Source organism: Ruegeria sp. CDSC079 (assembly GCF_059610505.1).
This window is the reverse complement of the sequence record NZ_JBXWNT010000004.1, coordinates 142,176-158,998: the sequence shown is the minus strand read 5'-3', so window position 1 is coordinate 158,998 and position 16,823 is coordinate 142,176. Positions and strand designations below refer to the sequence as shown.

Sequence of the window (16,823 nt, the reverse complement as noted above, 5' to 3'; positions counted from 1 at the left end):
TTCCCGCAAACAAGCGACACGCTTGGAAACAAAAGCGCGCCAGCGAATGCTAGCGCGCCATCAAAGGGCTGTCACGCCCCGAGATGAAAAATGCAACAGATTGGCGCAGTTACGCGCGTCCCTTCAAATGTTTGGCCAAGGCACCTGCGTTTTTCTTACGCCGTCCCTTATAAGGGTTCTTGTCTCCCTGTCCGCGCAAGGTCAGTCGGATGGGGGTCCCGGGCATATCGAAACTCTCACGCAGGCCGTTGACCAGATAACGGTTATAGCTTTCAGGCATCTTGTCGGGGTGCGAACACATAACCACGAATCCAGGGGGGCGGGTTTTGGCCTGCGTCATATACCGCAGCTTGATCCGGCGACCCTGCGGCGCTGGCGGCGGGTGCTGTTCCAGCATTGCGATCAACCAACGGTTCAAAGCAGCAGTCGGCACACGGCGATTCCAGATATCATGGGCGCGTAGGATAGCAGCTCGCAGGCGCTCAAGCCCCCGCCCTGTTTTGGCGGAAACCGTGACCAGTGGCGCGCCGCGCAACTGCGGCAGAAGACGTTCGAATGATTCTTTCAGATCGCGCAGTTTTTCCTGCTTGTCCTCTTCGATATCCCATTTGTTAATGGCGACAACGACGGCTCGGCCCTCGCGTTCGGCCAGATCCGCGATGCGCAGATCCTGCTGTTCAAACGGAATCGCCGCATCCAGCAACACCACCACAACCTCGGCAAATTTTACTGCACGCAAACCATCCGATACAGAAAGCTTCTCAAGTTTTTCCTGTACCTTGGCTTTTTTGCGCATCCCCGCCGTATCGAAGATCCGCATCGGCGTGCTTTCACCCTCGGGGTCGGCCCAGTCGATCCGCAGGCTGATTGCATCGCGTGTGATCCCGGCCTCGGGTCCGGTCAACAAGCGATCTTCGCCAACGATCTTGTTGATCAGGGTGGATTTTCCGGCATTCGGGCGACCAACAACGGCAACTTGCAACGGCTTGGCGTCGGTGATCAACGGGGTTACGGCTTCGCCGTCTTCATCAAGCTCGATATCAGTTACGGGCGCTTCTTCGATCGCTTTTTCCGCAGCAGCATCCGCCAGAGGCATCAGATGTGCGTAAAGATCGGTCATCCCCTCGCCATGTTCACCCGACAGGCGGACCGGCTCGCCCAGACCCAGATTATAAGCTTCGAGCACACCGGCATCAGCCGCCGAACCTTCGGCTTTGTTGGCCGCAAGGATCACGTGTTTCGATCGTTTGCGCAGAATCTCGGCAAACATCTCATCTGTGGGCGTCAACCCCACACGCGCGTCGATCATGAACAGGCACACATCAGCCATGTCCACGGCGCGCTCGGTCAGGCGTCGCATCCGGCCTTCAAGGCTGTCGTCTGTCGCATCCTCAAGACCCGCCGTATCAATAACGGTAAAGCGCAGATCGCCCAGACGCGCTTCGCCTTCGCGCAAATCGCGCGTAACACCTGGCTGGTCGTCGACCAATGCCAGTCGTTTGCCGACGAGGCGGTTGAACAAAGTGGATTTGCCCACATTGGGGCGCCCCACGATAGCGAGGGTCAGGGACATGTTACTCAACTTTCAAGACTCAGACGCGCCCTTTAGCGCATCTTGTCGTCAACGGAAAGCGTGCAGTTCACCTTTGGTCGAAACGACGTACAAGGTTTGCCCGGCAACAACTGGCGCCGTAGTGGCACCGCCGGGAACCTCGACGCGGTGAACCAGCGTGCCGTCGAGCGGGTTATAGAACCTTAGATAACCATCGTTCGATGCAACAACGATACGCCCACCGGCCATGATCGGCCCGTAATGCGCATAGATTGCGCCACGCCGACCAGGCTTGTCCTTGACGAATCCAGGCAAGTCCTGCGCCCACACAATCGAGCCATCCGAAGCATCCAAACGCACCAACTGACTGCGATCACTAATCAGGAAGATGCTGTTTCCAGCCGGCCAAACCGTATCAACGGCACCTTCATCCGCGGTCCATCTCCGCTCACCCGAAGTGGAATCGAATGCCACGGTGCGGCCCGAATGGTTGCCGATATAGATGGTATCGCCGACCACCATCGGGCCGCCTGTTACGTCAACGATCTGCGCTGCGGCGCGCCCGCGACGCCCACCAGCAACCGACGCGTTCCAGCGGCGAATACCACCTCTGCGGAACGTTGCAGCTATATCGCCCGAGCCAAATGCAAACACCGAGAAATCCGAGGCAATCACCGGCGCAGGCGCGCCCAACACATTGCCAACGCTTGGGGTGCCCTGAACCTGCCAGAGGATGCGCCCATCTTTTGTATCAATCGTCCATCCGATTTCATCTCCGGCGACAAGATACAGCAGGCCATCATTGATCAGAGGTGAGCCGCTGCCCGTAGCATTCAGGCGCTTTTGCCAACGAATGGCACCGGTTTTGCCATCCAGAGCGGTCAGGCGACCAAAACCAGAAGACACATAAAGAACGCCATTGGCATAGGCCAATCCACCGCCAGTTGCATCTGAATCCCCGTCGGTGCCAGGGATTAGATCTGTACTCCAGGCAACCTGCCCCTGCGGTGAGACCGCTGAAACGGTCGCTCCGGAATCCAGCGTGTAGACCAAACCACCTGCAACGACCGGCTCGGCCGTGATGCGCTGCTTGCGCGAATCTCCATCACCGATCGACGTTGACCACAGTTTCTGTGGAGTATTACGCAAAGAGGCATTTGTCGTCCGATACGCCGCGGTTCCCGGGCTTTGTGACCAGTTGGCATTGGCCGTCTGGGCAGGAAGGCTGATCGGCTTGGCCCCCTGGGTCTCAACCGTTTCATTGTCGGATGTGGGTCGGATGTCCTCACGAGCTCCGGGCAGGATGACCTCGGGCTCCTGACAAGCCGCCAGCAATGTCAGGGAAACAACCGCGACCGGCAACCCAATACGGGGGAAGAGACTAATCACCATGATACTCCGAACTTGCCTGTCATTTATTTTCTACCGGTTCAGCTTTGCCGTGCGACCAGCGGTTCCGGTTCACCACCCAGCGCAACAATCAACTGTGTTGCGCGTTGCTGCAGATCTACGCCGATTTCAGCGTCCTGCCGCATTGCCTGCAAACGGGAAATGGCGGCATCGACTTGACCTTCGGACACTTCGATCAGTGCCAGTTGCTCCTCTGCCAGCAACCGCAATGGGGCTCCCGGCACGGCCAGCGCTTCGAATTGCTGACGCCGGTCTGCTACCGGCATTGTCTCGCTTTGCAGCAGCAATGCCTTGAAGGTCGCGATGGCCCGGTAAATTTCAGGCAGATCACCCTGAACCGCAATGGCGTTCAGACTCTCAACAGCGCCCTGCCCGGACTCGATTTCGGTCTGCGAGGCAGAAAGCAGCATCTTTACAATCGCATCTCCACCGGGTGTTGGTGCAGGTACCAAGGCAAGATCATCGGCACGATCGGCGGACTCATTCTGTGCCATAGCGGCCAGAATCGCATCTCCCAGATCCTGTGCCTGACTGGTTGCGCGCGCCTTGCGTAGTTCGTTGAACGCGGCACCACCAACGATCAGAACAACCGCCACTACGCCAACCCAACCCCAACGGCGCAAAAGCAAGAACAGACGGTCGCGGCGCACCTCTTCGGTCACCTCATCAATGAAACTGTCGACGTCGCTCATCCCTGCTCCCCGGGCTTGTGTTCTGTGATATTGGGCAATGTCATACCCCGCTGCCATTGCCAAGCCAAGGGTCCGATTTCATACAATTCCCCCACCTGCGGATACCCTTGCAGAAAAAAGTGAACCGAACTATTCAGTTTAGTGTGGAAAAGATGAGGCCCCGCCCCCATTTCTAAGCATGCGCGCCGAGGGACAGTCGGCAAAGAATTCTGGGAGAGACCCTGTATGCGTTTGATTTCATTCGTAAACGCCTTTTTGGTGATTGTTGCCTTATTCTATTTGGTATTCGAAAGGGATGCATTATTAGCATTCGCCGGCCGCGATGATTCAAACCCGGGCACTACGTCCGAGGCAGAATCTTCTGAAATTCCCGCAGAGGATCGGCACGTAATCCGTGTAGTTGCACAGCGCTCTGTCGCCCGCGAAGTAGACAGTGCAGTGACTCTGCGTGGACAAACCAGAGCAAACCGCGAGGTCGAAGTTCTGGCCGAAACGACGTCAACTGTCGTATCAGAACCCAAGCGCAAGGGCAGTTTTGTCGAAGCCGGTGATTTGTTATGTGAGCTGGATCCAGGCACCCGTCCGGCAAGCCTGGCCGAAGCAGCAGCCGCCAAGCTTGAAGCCAAAAGCCGGGTGCCCGAAGCCGAAGCGCGTCTGCTGGAGGCACATGCACGCGTAGCCGAAGCCGAAATCAACTTGAAAGCCGCACGAAAGCTATCAGAGACCGGTTTTGGGTCGGAAACCCGCAGGATTTCCAGCGAGGCAGAAATGAGTACAGCCCAGGCTGGTATCAAAAGCGCCGAAGCCGGGCTGGAAGCAACACGCGCCGGTATCGAAGCGGCATCAGCCGAAGTCGAGGCCGCCGAACGTGAAATCGAACGCCAGACGATCGAAGCTCCATTCAAGGGTCTGCTAGAAAGTGACACAGCTGAGCTTGGAAGCCTTATGCAACCAGGGTCGCTGTGTGCGACTGTGATCCAGTTGGACCCAATCAAGTTGGTCGGGTTTGTTCCCGAGGCAGATGTAAACCGGATCATCGTAGGGTCCGAGGCTTCGGCCCAGCTGATCTCGGGGCTTCAGGTCTCTGGGCGGGTCACCTTCCTTAGCCGGTCGGCCGATGAGACCACCCGGACCTTTGAGGTCGAGATTACCGTTCCTAACCCCGACCTGACAATTCGGGACGGTCAGACTGCGGACATCCGAATCTCGGCTGAAGGGACCAAGGCACATCTGTTGCCTCAGTCCGCACTGACGCTGAATAACGATGGCAAAGTTGGTGTACGGACCGTTGGAAATGGGAACATTGTGGATTTCCTGCCGGTCACTTTGTTGCGCGACACCTCCGAAGGTGTCTGGGTCGACGGGTTGCCGGAAACGGCGGACATCATCATTGTCGGGCAAGAATTCGTGACTCGCGGCGTGATGGTTGAGCCAACTTATCGGGATGCAGTGCAATGACCGGAATAGTAAGCTGGGCCGCTGGCCGAGCCCGAATGGTTCTGGCATTTATCGCGATTTCCTTGATCGTAGGTGGATACGCCTATGTTGGCCTGCCGAAAGAAGGTGAGCCGGATATCGAAATCCCTGCGCTTTTCGTCTCGGTTCAGTTCCCCGGCATTTCCGCTGAAGACTCGGAAAACCTGCTGGTCAAGCCGATGGAAACCGAGCTGGCTGATCTGGACGGTCTCAAAGAAATGACGTCGACGGCTGCCGAAGGCTATGCCGGTGTCGCGCTGGAGTTCGATTTTGGATGGGACAAGACGGCGATCATGGCCGATGTCCGCGACGCCATGAACAGCGCCCAGGCCGATTTTCCTGAAGGGGCTGAGCAATATACCCTGACCGAGATCAACTTTTCTGAATTCCCGATTGTGATTGTCAATCTGACCGGGGCTGTTCCTGAAAGAACAATGGCCCGTGTCGCCAAAGACTTGCAGGATGATCTGGAAGCATTGGATTCCGTGCTTGAGGCAGGGATAGCTGGCAATCGAGACGAATTGCTAGAAGTGATCATCGACCCGCTGCGGCTGGAAGCGTATAACGTTACCGCCGCCGAGCTGATCAATGTTGTTCAGAATAACAACCAGCTGATCGCCGCTGGTGAGGTGGAAACCGATCAAGGCACCTTCTCGGTCAAGATCCCTTCGTCTTTCAAGACCGCCCAGGACGTGTATGACCTACCCGTCAAGGTCAATGGCGACCGCGTCGTGACCATGGGCGAGCTGGCGCAAATCAACTATACTTTCGAAGATCGCGAAGGCACCGCCCGCTTCAACGGCGAGGCCACCGTGGCACTGCAGGTCGTCAAACGCAAAGGCTATAACCTGATCGACACGGTCGACGAGGTCAAAGCCTCTATCGCAGCGGCCCAATCCAAATGGCCAGCCGAGATGCAGGCGGCGATCAAACTGGGCACCTCGAACGACCAGAGCCGGATCGTAGGGTCGATGGTCAGCCAGCTTGAGGGTTCGGTTCTTACCGCTATTGCGCTGGTTATGATTGTCATTCTGGCCTCGCTTGGGACCCGTGCCGCCCTGCTGGTGGGTTTTGCGATTCCAACCTCATTCCTGCTGTGCTTTGCATTCCTTGCGGTGATGGGGGTCAGCATTTCGAACATCGTCATGTTCGGTTTGATTCTTGCGGTCGGAATGCTGGTCGACGGGGCCATCGTGGTGGTTGAATATGCCGACAAGCGGATCAACGAGGGCGTGGGTCCCATGCATGCCTATGTCGAAGCCGCACAACGGATGTTCTGGCCGATCGTATCCTCGACAGCTACGACATTATGCGCCTTCTTGCCTATGCTCTTTTGGCCCGGCGTTCCGGGCGAATTCATGGGGATGCTGCCAGTTACGCTGATATTCGTTTTGTCGGCGTCGTTGATCGTTGCACTGATCTACCTGCCCGTGATGGGCGGCGTTTCCGGCCGCCTCAGCCGCGTGTTTGACCGGTCGTCGAACTGGCTGAGGGCGCGAACAGCCTGGTGGGTTCGGGCAGCGATGGTTCCCCCGTCGTTATACCTGATCTTCCTGGGGGCGATGCAGACACTGAACCCGAATTACCTGGTCGATTCAGGTAGTTCAGTTCTTGGAATGATCCTGTTCATGCTAGGTGCGTTTGCCGGGTCGGTCACCCTGAGCGCGGCAAAAATCGAACGCGCCCCGGTTGAGCATGTGCAGACCAGCCGCGAACACACACGCTTTGGGCATGTGGTAAAGTTCCTTGTGGGCAACCCGGTCATGCCGCTTGTGTCAATCCTTGTGATTGGCTTCGCCGTGTATCTGGTCATGACGGCATTTGGGGAAAACAACCGCGGAGTTGAATTCTTCGTTGAAAGCGAACCAGAGCAGGCCACGGCCTATGTCCGTGCACGCGGCAATATCTCTTTGGCCGAAAAGGACCAGATGGTACTCGCCGCAGAAGAGATTATCAGTGCGCACCCGGCTGTTATCAACGTCTTTGCATTCGCTGGTGAAGGTGGTTTGGACACCGGTGGACCCGGTGGCCAATCCCCGGCGGATACAGTTGGTCAGGTTCAGTTCGAAATCATCCCTTGGGAAGACAGACCGAACGTCTCGGAACCGATTTTCGGAGGATTGTTGGACCGGCACACAGTGGCGCCAGACTATGACGGCGATTATGTTCTGGAAGAGTTGAACAGGGAGCTTGCGCAGCTACCGGGGATCATCGTTGAGACCTTGCCGCTTGAGCAAGGGCCAGGCTCTTCCAAACCTGTCCATCTGCGGATCAAGGCCGGTGGCTGGCAAGAGCTGACATCAGCCACTTTGGCCGCACGTGAGGCATTCGACGCCACCCCGGGCCTCATTAAGATCGAGGACACGCTGCCCCTGCCCGGTATCGATTGGCAGATTGACGTTGATGTCGCCAAAGCAGGCCGGTTTGGCGCAGACGTAGCCACCGTCGGTGCGATGGTACAGCTTGTTACGCGTGGCCTTTTGCTGGGCGAAATGCGCCCGGACAACGTGGATGATGAAATCGAAATCCGTGTTCGCCTGCCTGATCAGGATCGTGTCTTGTCAACGCTTGACACGCTCAAGGTCCGCACGGTCGATGGTTTGGTGCCACTGTCCAACTTTGTCTCGCGCAAACCAGTCGCCAAACTGGCCGAAATCAACCGTGTCGATCAGGAACGTTATTTTGACGTGAAGGCGGATGTTGAGCCCGGCCTGAGCAATGTTGTGGTCACAGGACCGGATGGGGCCGATCAAAGATTGGCAGTGGTGCGCGAACTCGCAGAGGATGAAAGCCCCACAGCTAGCGCATTGGCATTTCCCGATGGCACTCAGTTCGAACTGATCATGCTGACCGAGGCAGAAAGCACCGATGCTTTGCGCACGCTGATCGAATCCGGTGACGCGCGCACCAGTCTGATTAACCCGAACGAACGGATTGTTGTGTTGACTGAATGGCTGGAAACCGATCCTTTTGGCAGTTCCGTCAGCTGGACATGGACAGGTGATCAGGAGGATCAGGCCGAATCCGGGGCGTTTCTTGTGAATGCCTTTATGGGCGCGTTGGGGCTGATGTTCGTTATTCTGCTCGCGCAGTTCAACTCGTTCTACAATTCGATCCTGGTTCTGCTGGCAGTGGTACTGTCCACAACAGGTGTTCTGATCGGTATGATGGTGATGCAACAGCCCTTCTCGATCATCATGACAGGAACGGGTATTGTGGCTCTGGCGGGGATCGTGGTGAACAACAACATTGTTCTGATCGACACCTATCAGGAATATAGCCAGTACATGCCAAGGATCGAGGCGATCATACGCACTGCCGAGGCACGCATTCGTCCGGTTCTGTTGACCACACTCACCACGATGGCTGGCCTTACCCCGATGATGTTCGGGCTGTCGCTGGACTTTATCAACGGCGGGTATTCGATCAACAGCCCCACAGCACTGTGGTGGAAACAGCTGGCAACCGCAGTTGTCTTTGGCCTTGGTATCGCGACGGTACTGACGCTGATCGTGACGCCTTCGCTTTTGGCTATGCGGGTCTGGGTGACAACCTATGCCATCTGGTTGGGTAAGATTTTGGCCCGTGCTACAGCGGGAAAATCCAGCCAGGTGGCGCTGGATATGGCTATCGGTAAAGCCGCGATGAATGCTCAGGCAACCGAAATGGTCTGGGATGATGAGCTGCGTGCCGACGATCCGAGCGCTGACAGTTCTGGGAAAGAACCGACCGGTTCACCGCTGAAAGCAGCCGAATAAAGAGCAACAGGGTTGGGCAATCCAGCCCTGTTTTACTCGCGCGTCCAGGTTTGATGCGCACAAATGTGATGTTCACACCCTTTGACCATCAGAGTGTCACCCTTCAGCGTCATTTGCGGAACTGCATCAACATCCACTAACGGCACCCAGAATTCACCCCCGCCATATTTACCACCGCCTTGGCTGCCGACATCCCAGAACAGTTTCTTTCCGATATTCGGCGTCTGTACTGCTTTTCCGCTGGCGTCATATGCAGATAAAATCTGACCACAGAACTTGTCACCGCAGGCTGTAATTTTGATGTCAGAGACGAGGTTCTTCCGGTCCGGCTCGGTCTTCCAAATTCCAATGATGGGGTCTCCAAGCGCATAGACCGGTGTAAGTGTGGCAACTGCCGCTATGGCTGGCACAATGAACTTGCGGAAATATTTATGCATAACAAAACCTCAGATGAGTGATCTGTAGTGTAACATAGTTTGGGCCGCCTATCAGGCCGCCTGCATATCCGATTGCTGGCGATTCCAAAGCTGGGCATAACGCCCCTCACGTTTCAGCAACTCATCATGCGTGCCTTGCTCCAGGATTTTGCCACGCTCTAGCACTACAATACTGTCTGCCTCGGCGATTGTGCTCAGGCGATGGGCAATCGTCAGAACCGTACGCCCCTCGCCCGCATGGGCCAAAGCATCCTTGATGTCTTGTTCGGTATCTGTGTCCAGCGCCGATGTCGCCTCGTCCAGCAAAAGGATCGGCGGGTTTTTCAGCAGCGTTCTGGCAATACCGACCCGCTGCTTTTCCCCACCCGACAGCTTTAGCCCGCGCTCACCGACTGTCGTGTCATAGCCTTCGGGCAACGTGACTATGAAATCGTGGATCTGGGCAGCCCGGGCGGCGGCTTCGACATCTTCCTGCGTGGCTCCGTCGCGTCCATAGGCAATGTTATAGCGAATGGTATCGTTAAACAGCACGGTATCCTGTGGCACCACTCCGATTGCCGCGTGCAGGCTGGTCTGCGTGACGTCGCGCACATCCTGCCCATCAATTTTCAGCGCGCCCCCGGTGACATCGTAGAACCGGAACAGCAACCGACCGATGGTGGATTTACCCGACCCCGTCGCACCCACAATCGCTACGGTTTGGCCCGCAGGAATGGTTAGGGAAACACCTTTGAGAATTTCCCGCTCAGCATCATATCCGAATTGTACATCATGCAAGGTAACCTCACCTCCTGTTACATCCAGATCCAGTGCATCGGTCTTGTCGACCACTTCGGCGGGTTGTTCCAACAGGTCAAACATCTGGCCCATATCGACCAGAGATTGGCGGATTTCCCGATACACCGTACCCAAAAAGTTCAGCGGTACGGTAATCTGGATCATATAGGCGTTGACCATGACGAAATCGCCCACGGTCAGCGTCCCGGCCTGCACCCCGATGGCTGCCAAGACCATTACACCGATCAATCCGCAGGTGATCAGAAAGGACTGCCCGAAATTTAGAAACGCCAGAGAATACGCAGTCTTGAGAGCTGCCCCCGCATAGGCTTTCATTGACACATCATACCGTTCAGCTTCACGCGTTTCGGCATTGAAATACTTGACGGTTTCAAAATTCAGCAGGCTGTCGATGGCGCGCTGGTTCGCCTCGGTATCCTGATCATTCATCTCGCGGCGCAGTTTCACGCGCCACTCGGTCACTGCGAATGTGAACCAGATATACAGCGCGATCGTTGCCGCGACGACCACCAGATACCAGACATCAAACAGCCACATCAGAATGATCGCAACAAGCAGCAGTTCAAGGATCAAAGGCCCGATGGAAAACAGCAGGAAACGCAAGAGGAACTCGACCCCCTTTACGCCGCGCTCGATAATACGGCTCAGACCGCCCGTGCGCCGCGTCACGTGATAGCGCATCGACAACTGGTGGATATGCTGGAAAGTTTCCAATGCCAGTGCGCGCAATGCCCGCTGCCCGACAGGAGCAAAGGCCGCATCCCGCAACTGCTGCAAACCAACAGTCATCATGCGCGCGACACCATATGCCACCGTCAACCCAACAGCACCCAGCGCAACGGGGGGAACGCCCTCGCCCGCCAGGCTATCAACCGCACCTTTGTACAAAATCGGGGTGTAGACCGCGATCAACTTGGCCAGAACCAACATGCCCATAGCAATCAGAACGCGGCGCTTAACCCAGGGCTCATCCTCGGGCCAGAGATAAGGCGCAACTTTCCGGATTGTACGCCAGCCAGAGCTGCGCGCGTCCAATTTTGGGATATTGTCGGAATTCATCGGGGCTACTCGTCTCTTCACGTACCGGAACTGCGGTCAGAGAGTGCCCCTGACCCCGGAAGGTCAGAGGTACAGGATTATTCCGGAATGGTGAATACCTGCCCCGGATAGATCAGATCCGGGTCGCGGATCGCGCCTCGGTTGGCCTCGAACAGTTTGACATACAAGACACCATCGCCAAATCGTTCCCGAGAGATAGCCCAAAGCGTATCACCCTTTTGTACTGTAACCGAACGGATGGCCGGTGTTTCCTGAGAGGGTGCAGGCCCATCGTCCACTTCGGCCACGCTCAGAACTTCTAGAGGCTCACGCTTGAACGGGGTTTCCAGACGGCTTTTAACCGTGCCGTCCGAGGCAACCTCATCCACACGCAGCGTATACACACCGGGATCAATGCCTTCGATCTCGCTGCGCCATTTTCCATCATCCGTGGGCTGCATATCAGCGACCAGTTGGTTGTCCAGGTACACGCGTACCGCGGAACCATCAGCCACGCGGCCGGTCAGCTCGACCTCACCCGTGTCTGAATACCCGATCGTATCCAACGCGACCTGATCAGGTTCGGTGCTCTGAGGCGTCGCAGGTTGGACAAGCTCGACCCCGTCTTCCCCCGATCGCAGGATCGCAACCTGTTGTCCTTGCGTGGAATCTGCCGTTCCTTCAGAAGATGTGTCGCCGGTTTGAGCGACCTGCCCCGCCTCGGTTTCATCGCCGCCTGCGGATTCGTCGGCGAGGGTGGTTTCCGCCGTATCAACCGATGCGACCTCTGGTTCGGGTTCGGGCAAAGCCGCAATCAGATAGTCATCAGAGCGGACCGGTTGATCGACCCCATCGGTTTCCAGTGTCAGACCGCGTGCGGCCGTGGAAAACGGGATCGACACGAATTCGGCAAACTGCCCGCTGTCATCAACGGTAAAGCTGTGAACTGCCTCACCGTCCAGCAATACCCGCACCTTGGCGCCGGGTTCTGCATTTCCGGACAGAACAGCATTCCCGTCAGGCTCAACAAAGATCTGATCCAAGGCCGGAGGCGTAACTTCGGCAACTTCCTCAGCCGGTTCAGCAACCTCCTCAGCCGATTCAGCGGTCTCGTCAGCCTCTTCGGTCGGAGCCTCGGCTGCTGCCGTATCCGTATCAGTCGTCGCATCGGCCTGCGGGGTTTCTTCTGTGTCCGAGGCAACGGACGCGTTCTCAGACGCATCCTCAGCCACATCTTCCTGCGCTGTTGGGTCGAGAGACGTGCCGTTAAACGCGCCGGAAAAATATGCACCGCCGACGCCCAACAGAACCAGCAAACCGGCGATCACCCCCCAGGTGAAAGATCTGGGGCTCTCGCTTCCCGAATTGGAATCCATACTCTTCCTTTCACTCCGCAGCGCAAATGCCTTATCTACAACGCATTCTGCCTGACGGTTGAGCCAATCTATCAATACCGCTATCACGGGTCAAAACCCCAGATACAACCCCGGAGAAGCCTCTCGATGTCTCAGAAATCCGTCTGTGTGTATTGCGGGTCACGCAATGGCGCCCAAACCAGCTATTCCGACGCAGCCCGCTCCTTTGGTCAGCTTCTGGCGCAGGAGGGCTGGCGACTGGTCTATGGCGCGGGCGATGTGGGTCTGATGGGCGAGGTCGCGCGTGCGGCCCAAGCCGCCGGAGGGGACACGTTCGGCGTGATTCCCGTTCACCTGCTAAAGCGCGAGGTTGGCAAGACAGACTTGACCCGGTTCGTGATCACCGAAACGATGCACGAACGCAAAAAGGTCATGATCATGAATGCCGATGCGGTGGTTGTCCTGCCGGGTGGTCCGGGTTCACTGGACGAATTGTTCGAAGCCCTGACATGGCGACAGTTGGGTCTGCACGACAAGCCCATTCTGGTCATGAATGTTGATGGATATTGGGATGCCCTCCATGATCTTGTGCAGCAGGTCATCGGCCAGGGATTTGCGGACACATCTCTGGCCGATTTCATAGCGTGGGTCGACAGCCCGGAAACGGCGATGTCGACCCTGAGAGCGATGTTGGTCCCGCATAAGGGCTAGTCGGGCGGTGTGACCCGCCCGCAGATTGCCGCAGACCTAGGTGGCGGGTTTTAGACGGCTGATCAGAACCTGTTCCACTTTGTTCAGCGGGTGGTTGGTCAGGGTCTTATCAACCTCGGCCACCACTTTCCTTAGGACTTCGCTGTGCAGGCGGCGGCGCAGAAGCCCCAGAACATGAGGGCTGGCGACCAGTACCAGGCGCTTATATGCCCCCTTCAGGCCTTTGCGATTCAACAGATTTGCCACATCCTGCACGAACAGAGACTTGGCCTGCGATTTCCACTTGGGTTCCTCAACGGCTGATTTCTGATTGGGCCCGTTGTCAGAGCGTCGCCCTGCCCGATCCGAAGGCCTGACGCCTGAGCCGTCGCTTTCTTCGACCGAGACAACCACCAGATTGGGGTCTTCGGCATCCGTGATATTCTCCATGAACAGCGCCTTTTCCCCGTCGGCAATGACAATCCATGTTCCCTGCGATAGTGCGACCATTGTGATCTCCTGTTTTGGTTTTTCTGAGACCATCCCTCGGGTTTCAGGCACGGCTAACCGTTTACGCAGCTTTGTTTTTCGCCGCGCCGCCTGGAATTTTTTTAAAGTGATTTGCGGCTCTCTCCTCCGCCACACTTAAAGTAAGCACTGCGCGCCGTCTTACAATCCGGCCGGACCGCGAAACTGCGGTTATAGGCGAGTTTTCACCGGTTAGGAGGACAGTTCGATGACCGTAATTTCGGGCGTTACACCAAAACGCACGGGCAGGATCGAACATCCGATACCCCCGGACACGACCAGATCACGATTGCCTTCGCGCACGTGACCATAGGCATAGCGATTGCCGAATTTCGAGGGCACCACCGGCGACCAGCCAAACAGCCGTACCTGCCCTCCATGAGTATGACCTGACAGGGTCAGGGCCACGCGATCAGGAATTTTGGGGAAGATATCCGGTTCATGCGCCATCATCACCACCGGGGCATCATCCGTGATCTGCCTAAGCGTCGTAGGCAGGTCATCCAGCCCTTGGTATCGACCATTGCCCGTATAAATCGCCAACTGATCTTCGAGGCCTGCAAGCCAAATCCCGGCACCATCCAGTTTGAAGGCCTCGTTTGAAAGCACCCGGATACCATTCCGCCTCAGCGCATCGCCGTACAGATTCGGCCCGCCCCTGCGCTTTTGGGCTGACCGGTCATCCCACCAATCGTGATTTCCCAGAACCGCATAGACACCATGCTTTGCCTGCAATCCGGACAACACTGGCGCCAGATCGGCAATTTTCACAGGTTTTAGATTTATCCTATGCCCGGCGGCATAGTCACCCAACAGCAGGATAAGGTCAGGTGACAGAGCGTTTGTGCGCCGAACGATCTGCTGGACTCTTTTCAGCCCCACATAGGGCTCACCCACATGCAGATCAGCCAGCACCGCGATCCGCAGCGGCGGTGCGGTCCAGTCCGCGCGCCGGATCCGCCACTTACGAACACGCAGGCGCAGCGCGGGTTCGATGAAGAAACCATACGTGGCAGCAAAAAGGCCTGCCAGCATCACTGCCAGCAGGCCCTTTATGAACCCTCTACGGGTCACTGGATCACATCCGCGAAGCGACGTTTTCCCAGTTCACCAGGTTGTCGAGGAAGTTCGACAGGTACACCGGACGCTTGTTGCGGAAGTCGATGTAATAAGAATGCTCCCACACATCGCAGCCCAACAGAGCAGTCTGACCAAAGCACAGCGGGTTCACGCCGTTTTCGGTCTTGGTCACTGCCAACGAACCGTCCGCATTCTTGACCAGCCACGCCCAGCCCGAACCGAACTGACCGGCACCAGCTGCGCTGAACTGCGACTTGAACTCGTCAACCGAGCCAAAGCATTCGACCAGCGCCTTTTCCAGCTCGCCAGGCATGGCGTTGTCGCCGGGGCCCATCATCTCCCAGAACTGGTTGTGGTTCCAAAGCTGACTGATGTTGTTGAAGATGCCGTTTTGCGCGACGGCATTTGCGTCGTAGGTGCCGGTGATGATCTCTTCCAGCGACTTGCCGTCCCACTCGGTACCGGCGATCAGCTTGTTGCCGTTGTCGACATAGGCCTTGTGGTGCAGGTCGTGGTGAAATTCCAATGTTTCGGCGGACATGCCCTTGGCTGCCAGCGCGTCGTGTGCATAAGGAAGATCAGGAAGTTCAAAAGCCATCTCGGCCCCCTGTTGAAAATGAATGTTGCGGTTTCCAAAGGTTAAATGCTTTGGCAAGTGCCGCAGGTCAAGGGCAGAGATCATAAAACCCGGAGGTCCGCGATGCTAACTCAGGCGCGCAAGATGTTTTACCGCGCCCGCGGATACTATGCGGGCAGCCTGAATGGCGAGCCTTTCCGGCTGGATCCCTACCACTCGAAGTTCTGGCGCAAGGCCTCGGCCGGCGCGTGGGAGCCCGAGACTTTTGCCGTGCTGGATAGATATCTAACGCCGGACAGCGACTATCTGGACATCGGGGCATGGATTGGCCCAACGGTGCTGTACGGTGCCCGCAAAGCCCGCCACGTCTGGTGTTTCGAACCAGACCCCACCGCGTTTCGGCATCTGGCGTGGAATCTGGACCTGAACGACATTCGCAATGTTTCGGCATTTGGCGTCGCATTGTCGGATCAATTCGGCGTGGCCCGTATGGCATCCGTTCGCGGTGAACCCGGGGATTCCACCAGTTCACTGTTGCATGACGGGGTGCATGGGACAGATGCATTGACCATCGAGTGGGATCAGTTCGAGGCCGTAAATGACCTGTCCCGTGTCTCCTTGGTCAAGATGGATATCGAAGGGGCAGAATTTGCGGTTCTGCCGAGCCTTCTGCCCTTTCTGAAAAAGCATCGCCCGGCCCTCTATCTTTCGCTCCACTCGCCCCTTCTGGCCGAGGAAGACCGGCTTACACGGACATCTCAACTCCTTGAAAGCCTTTCATTCTACACCGAAATTCAAGACGAAAACGGGCACCCGCTAAAGGTCGAAGAATTGCTGCAACCTCAAGAGTTGAAGCGGTATCGCGCCGTTGTGTTGCATGAATAGAAGGTGCAGTATTTTTTTCGCGCATTAGTTGCATATGCGCTTGAAACTCTCGCGTTGTTTGGTGTCTTCCCTTCTGGATAGACCGAGTAAACGAGGAACCATGAAATATCTTTTCTTAGCATCCATTTTTACCGTTTTTGCACAGGCAGCGGCGGCGGAAACAATTACTTACGATTGTGCCGTTCGCGACCGCGACGGAACCGGGTGGGTCGCGCCCCGCTATATCTTTGTTATTGATAAGGACGGCGTTAGTGCGCAAACAGCCAGCGGGCACAACGAAATGCAGTCCGCTAAGCTGAAAATTGATAGAAAGAAGCGTTACAAGCTGGATTGGCGCGTTGAGTTGACAGAGTTTGGCGGCCAAAAAGTCCGGGTAAATTACACGGCCCGCATTGACCCTTCTCACAACACCGTGAAACTGAGAGGCAACTGGGTGAATGCCAACTTTGTCAACAAGCCTTCAGGGCAAGGCAAATGCAAAGTGATCGATGGTTAAGCTTCGGTTAAACCGCAAAAGCCCCGGAAAATCCGGGGCTTTTTTTCCTAG

At 56.6% G+C, this 16,823-nt stretch carries 14 protein-coding genes; 5 read left to right on the top strand and 9 right to left on the bottom strand.

Translation table 11 applies throughout. The features are described 5' to 3' along the window. Positions 1-109: 109 nt before the first annotated feature. Genes der through AC2FIC_RS08835 form a run of 3 tightly spaced genes read right to left on the bottom strand, consistent with a single transcriptional unit; the run spans position 110 to position 3,654 of the window. On the bottom strand, positions 110-1,573 hold the full coding sequence (gene der, locus AC2FIC_RS08845) for a ribosome biogenesis GTPase Der (protein ID WP_142633070.1): 1,464 nt from the start codon (positions 1,571-1,573) through the stop codon (positions 110-112). A 48-nt stretch (positions 1,574-1,621) separates the two neighbouring features. Then, complete coding sequence (locus tag AC2FIC_RS08840) at positions 1,622-2,944, bottom strand: PQQ-like beta-propeller repeat protein (protein ID WP_142633068.1); 1,323 nt, start codon at positions 2,942-2,944, stop codon at positions 1,622-1,624. 38 nt (positions 2,945-2,982) lie between these two features. After that, positions 2,983-3,654: a hypothetical protein gene (locus tag AC2FIC_RS08835; RefSeq protein ID WP_142633066.1), complete on the bottom strand. Its 672-nt coding sequence runs from the start codon at positions 3,652-3,654 to the stop codon at positions 2,983-2,985. Between the two features lie 225 nt (positions 3,655-3,879). Here AC2FIC_RS08835 and AC2FIC_RS08830 point away from each other — a divergent pair, with 225 nt between their 5' ends. Together AC2FIC_RS08830 and AC2FIC_RS08825 are read left to right on the top strand one after the other, a co-directional pair. After that, positions 3,880-5,112 carry an efflux RND transporter periplasmic adaptor subunit gene (locus AC2FIC_RS08830; protein ID WP_271947728.1) on the top strand — a complete coding sequence of 411 codons (1,233 nt, stop codon included), beginning with the start codon at positions 3,880-3,882 and terminating at the stop codon, positions 5,110-5,112. Next, entirely contained in the window at positions 5,109-8,888 is a 3,780-nt protein-coding gene (locus AC2FIC_RS08825) for an efflux RND transporter permease subunit (RefSeq protein WP_496692367.1), read from the top strand. Before AC2FIC_RS08830 ends, AC2FIC_RS08825 begins: the two co-directional genes overlap by 4 nt. Before the next feature lie 32 nt (positions 8,889-8,920). Here the strand turns inward: AC2FIC_RS08825 and AC2FIC_RS08820 are convergent, their stop codons facing one another. The 3 genes from AC2FIC_RS08820 to AC2FIC_RS08810 form a co-directional block, all read right to left on the bottom strand. Continuing rightward, on the bottom strand, positions 8,921-9,325 hold the full coding sequence (locus tag AC2FIC_RS08820) for a DUF2147 domain-containing protein (RefSeq protein ID WP_496692368.1): 405 nt from the start codon (positions 9,323-9,325) through the stop codon (positions 8,921-8,923). 51 nt (positions 9,326-9,376) lie between these two features. Beyond that, positions 9,377-11,182, bottom strand: coding sequence for an ABCB family ABC transporter ATP-binding protein/permease (locus AC2FIC_RS08815; RefSeq protein ID WP_496692369.1), 1,806 nt, complete (start codon positions 11,180-11,182; stop codon positions 9,377-9,379). Positions 11,183-11,259: 77 nt separating this feature from the next. Further along, positions 11,260-12,537, bottom strand: coding sequence for a LysM peptidoglycan-binding domain-containing protein (locus AC2FIC_RS08810; protein WP_496692370.1), 1,278 nt, complete (start codon positions 12,535-12,537; stop codon positions 11,260-11,262). A gap of 126 nt (positions 12,538-12,663) precedes the next feature. Here AC2FIC_RS08810 and AC2FIC_RS08805 point away from each other — a divergent pair, with 126 nt between their 5' ends. Further along, complete coding sequence (locus AC2FIC_RS08805) at positions 12,664-13,227, top strand: LOG family protein (RefSeq protein ID WP_496692371.1); 564 nt, start codon at positions 12,664-12,666, stop codon at positions 13,225-13,227. A 36-nt stretch (positions 13,228-13,263) separates the two neighbouring features. On the opposite strand, the gene AC2FIC_RS08800 is transcribed toward AC2FIC_RS08805, so the two are convergent. The 3 genes from AC2FIC_RS08800 to AC2FIC_RS08790 all read right to left on the bottom strand — a co-directional run bounded on the left by AC2FIC_RS08800 (position 13,264) and on the right by AC2FIC_RS08790 (position 15,412). Next, positions 13,264-13,716, bottom strand: a complete 453-nt coding sequence (locus AC2FIC_RS08800) for a host attachment family protein (protein WP_496692372.1) — start codon at positions 13,714-13,716, stop codon at positions 13,264-13,266. Between the two features lie 210 nt (positions 13,717-13,926). Next, positions 13,927-14,808, bottom strand: coding sequence for a metallophosphoesterase (locus AC2FIC_RS08795; RefSeq protein ID WP_496692373.1), 882 nt, complete (start codon positions 14,806-14,808; stop codon positions 13,927-13,929). Between the two features lie 4 nt (positions 14,809-14,812). Next, positions 14,813-15,412 (bottom strand): superoxide dismutase, encoded by a 600-nt coding sequence (locus AC2FIC_RS08790; RefSeq protein WP_142633050.1) that lies wholly within the window; start codon positions 15,410-15,412, stop codon positions 14,813-14,815. A 102-nt stretch (positions 15,413-15,514) separates the two neighbouring features. On the opposite strand from AC2FIC_RS08790, the gene AC2FIC_RS08785 reads away from it, so the two are divergent. Together AC2FIC_RS08785 and AC2FIC_RS08780 are read left to right on the top strand one after the other, a co-directional pair. Next, on the top strand, positions 15,515-16,276 hold the full coding sequence (locus tag AC2FIC_RS08785) for an FkbM family methyltransferase (protein ID WP_496692374.1): 762 nt from the start codon (positions 15,515-15,517) through the stop codon (positions 16,274-16,276). 100 nt (positions 16,277-16,376) lie between these two features. Next, on the top strand, positions 16,377-16,772 hold the full coding sequence (locus AC2FIC_RS08780; RefSeq protein WP_496692375.1) for a hypothetical protein: 396 nt from the start codon (positions 16,377-16,379) through the stop codon (positions 16,770-16,772). The last annotated feature ends 51 nt before the right edge of the window (positions 16,773-16,823 follow it).

Coding starts and splice junctions, on each gene's coding strand:
- der (WP_142633070.1), bottom strand. CDS start 1,573: ATGTCCCTGACCCTCGCTATCGTGGGGCGCCCCAATGTGGGCAAATCC.
- AC2FIC_RS08840 (WP_142633068.1), bottom strand. CDS start 2,944: ATGGTGATTAGTCTCTTCCCCCGTATTGGGTTGCCGGTCGCGGTTGTT.
- AC2FIC_RS08835 (WP_142633066.1), bottom strand. CDS start 3,654: ATGAGCGACGTCGACAGTTTCATTGATGAGGTGACCGAAGAGGTGCGC.
- AC2FIC_RS08830 (WP_271947728.1), top strand. CDS start 3,880: ATGCGTTTGATTTCATTCGTAAACGCCTTTTTGGTGATTGTTGCCTTA.
- AC2FIC_RS08825 (WP_496692367.1), top strand. CDS start 5,109: ATGACCGGAATAGTAAGCTGGGCCGCTGGCCGAGCCCGAATGGTTCTG.
- AC2FIC_RS08820 (WP_496692368.1), bottom strand. CDS start 9,325: ATGCATAAATATTTCCGCAAGTTCATTGTGCCAGCCATAGCGGCAGTT.
- AC2FIC_RS08815 (WP_496692369.1), bottom strand. CDS start 11,182: ATGAATTCCGACAATATCCCAAAATTGGACGCGCGCAGCTCTGGCTGG.
- AC2FIC_RS08810 (WP_496692370.1), bottom strand. CDS start 12,537: ATGGATTCCAATTCGGGAAGCGAGAGCCCCAGATCTTTCACCTGGGGG.
- AC2FIC_RS08805 (WP_496692371.1), top strand. CDS start 12,664: ATGTCTCAGAAATCCGTCTGTGTGTATTGCGGGTCACGCAATGGCGCC.
- AC2FIC_RS08800 (WP_496692372.1), bottom strand. CDS start 13,716: ATGGTCGCACTATCGCAGGGAACATGGATTGTCATTGCCGACGGGGAA.
- AC2FIC_RS08790 (WP_142633050.1), bottom strand. CDS start 15,412: ATGGCTTTTGAACTTCCTGATCTTCCTTATGCACACGACGCGCTGGCA.
- AC2FIC_RS08785 (WP_496692374.1), top strand. CDS start 15,515: ATGCTAACTCAGGCGCGCAAGATGTTTTACCGCGCCCGCGGATACTAT.
- AC2FIC_RS08780 (WP_496692375.1), top strand. CDS start 16,377: ATGAAATATCTTTTCTTAGCATCCATTTTTACCGTTTTTGCACAGGCA.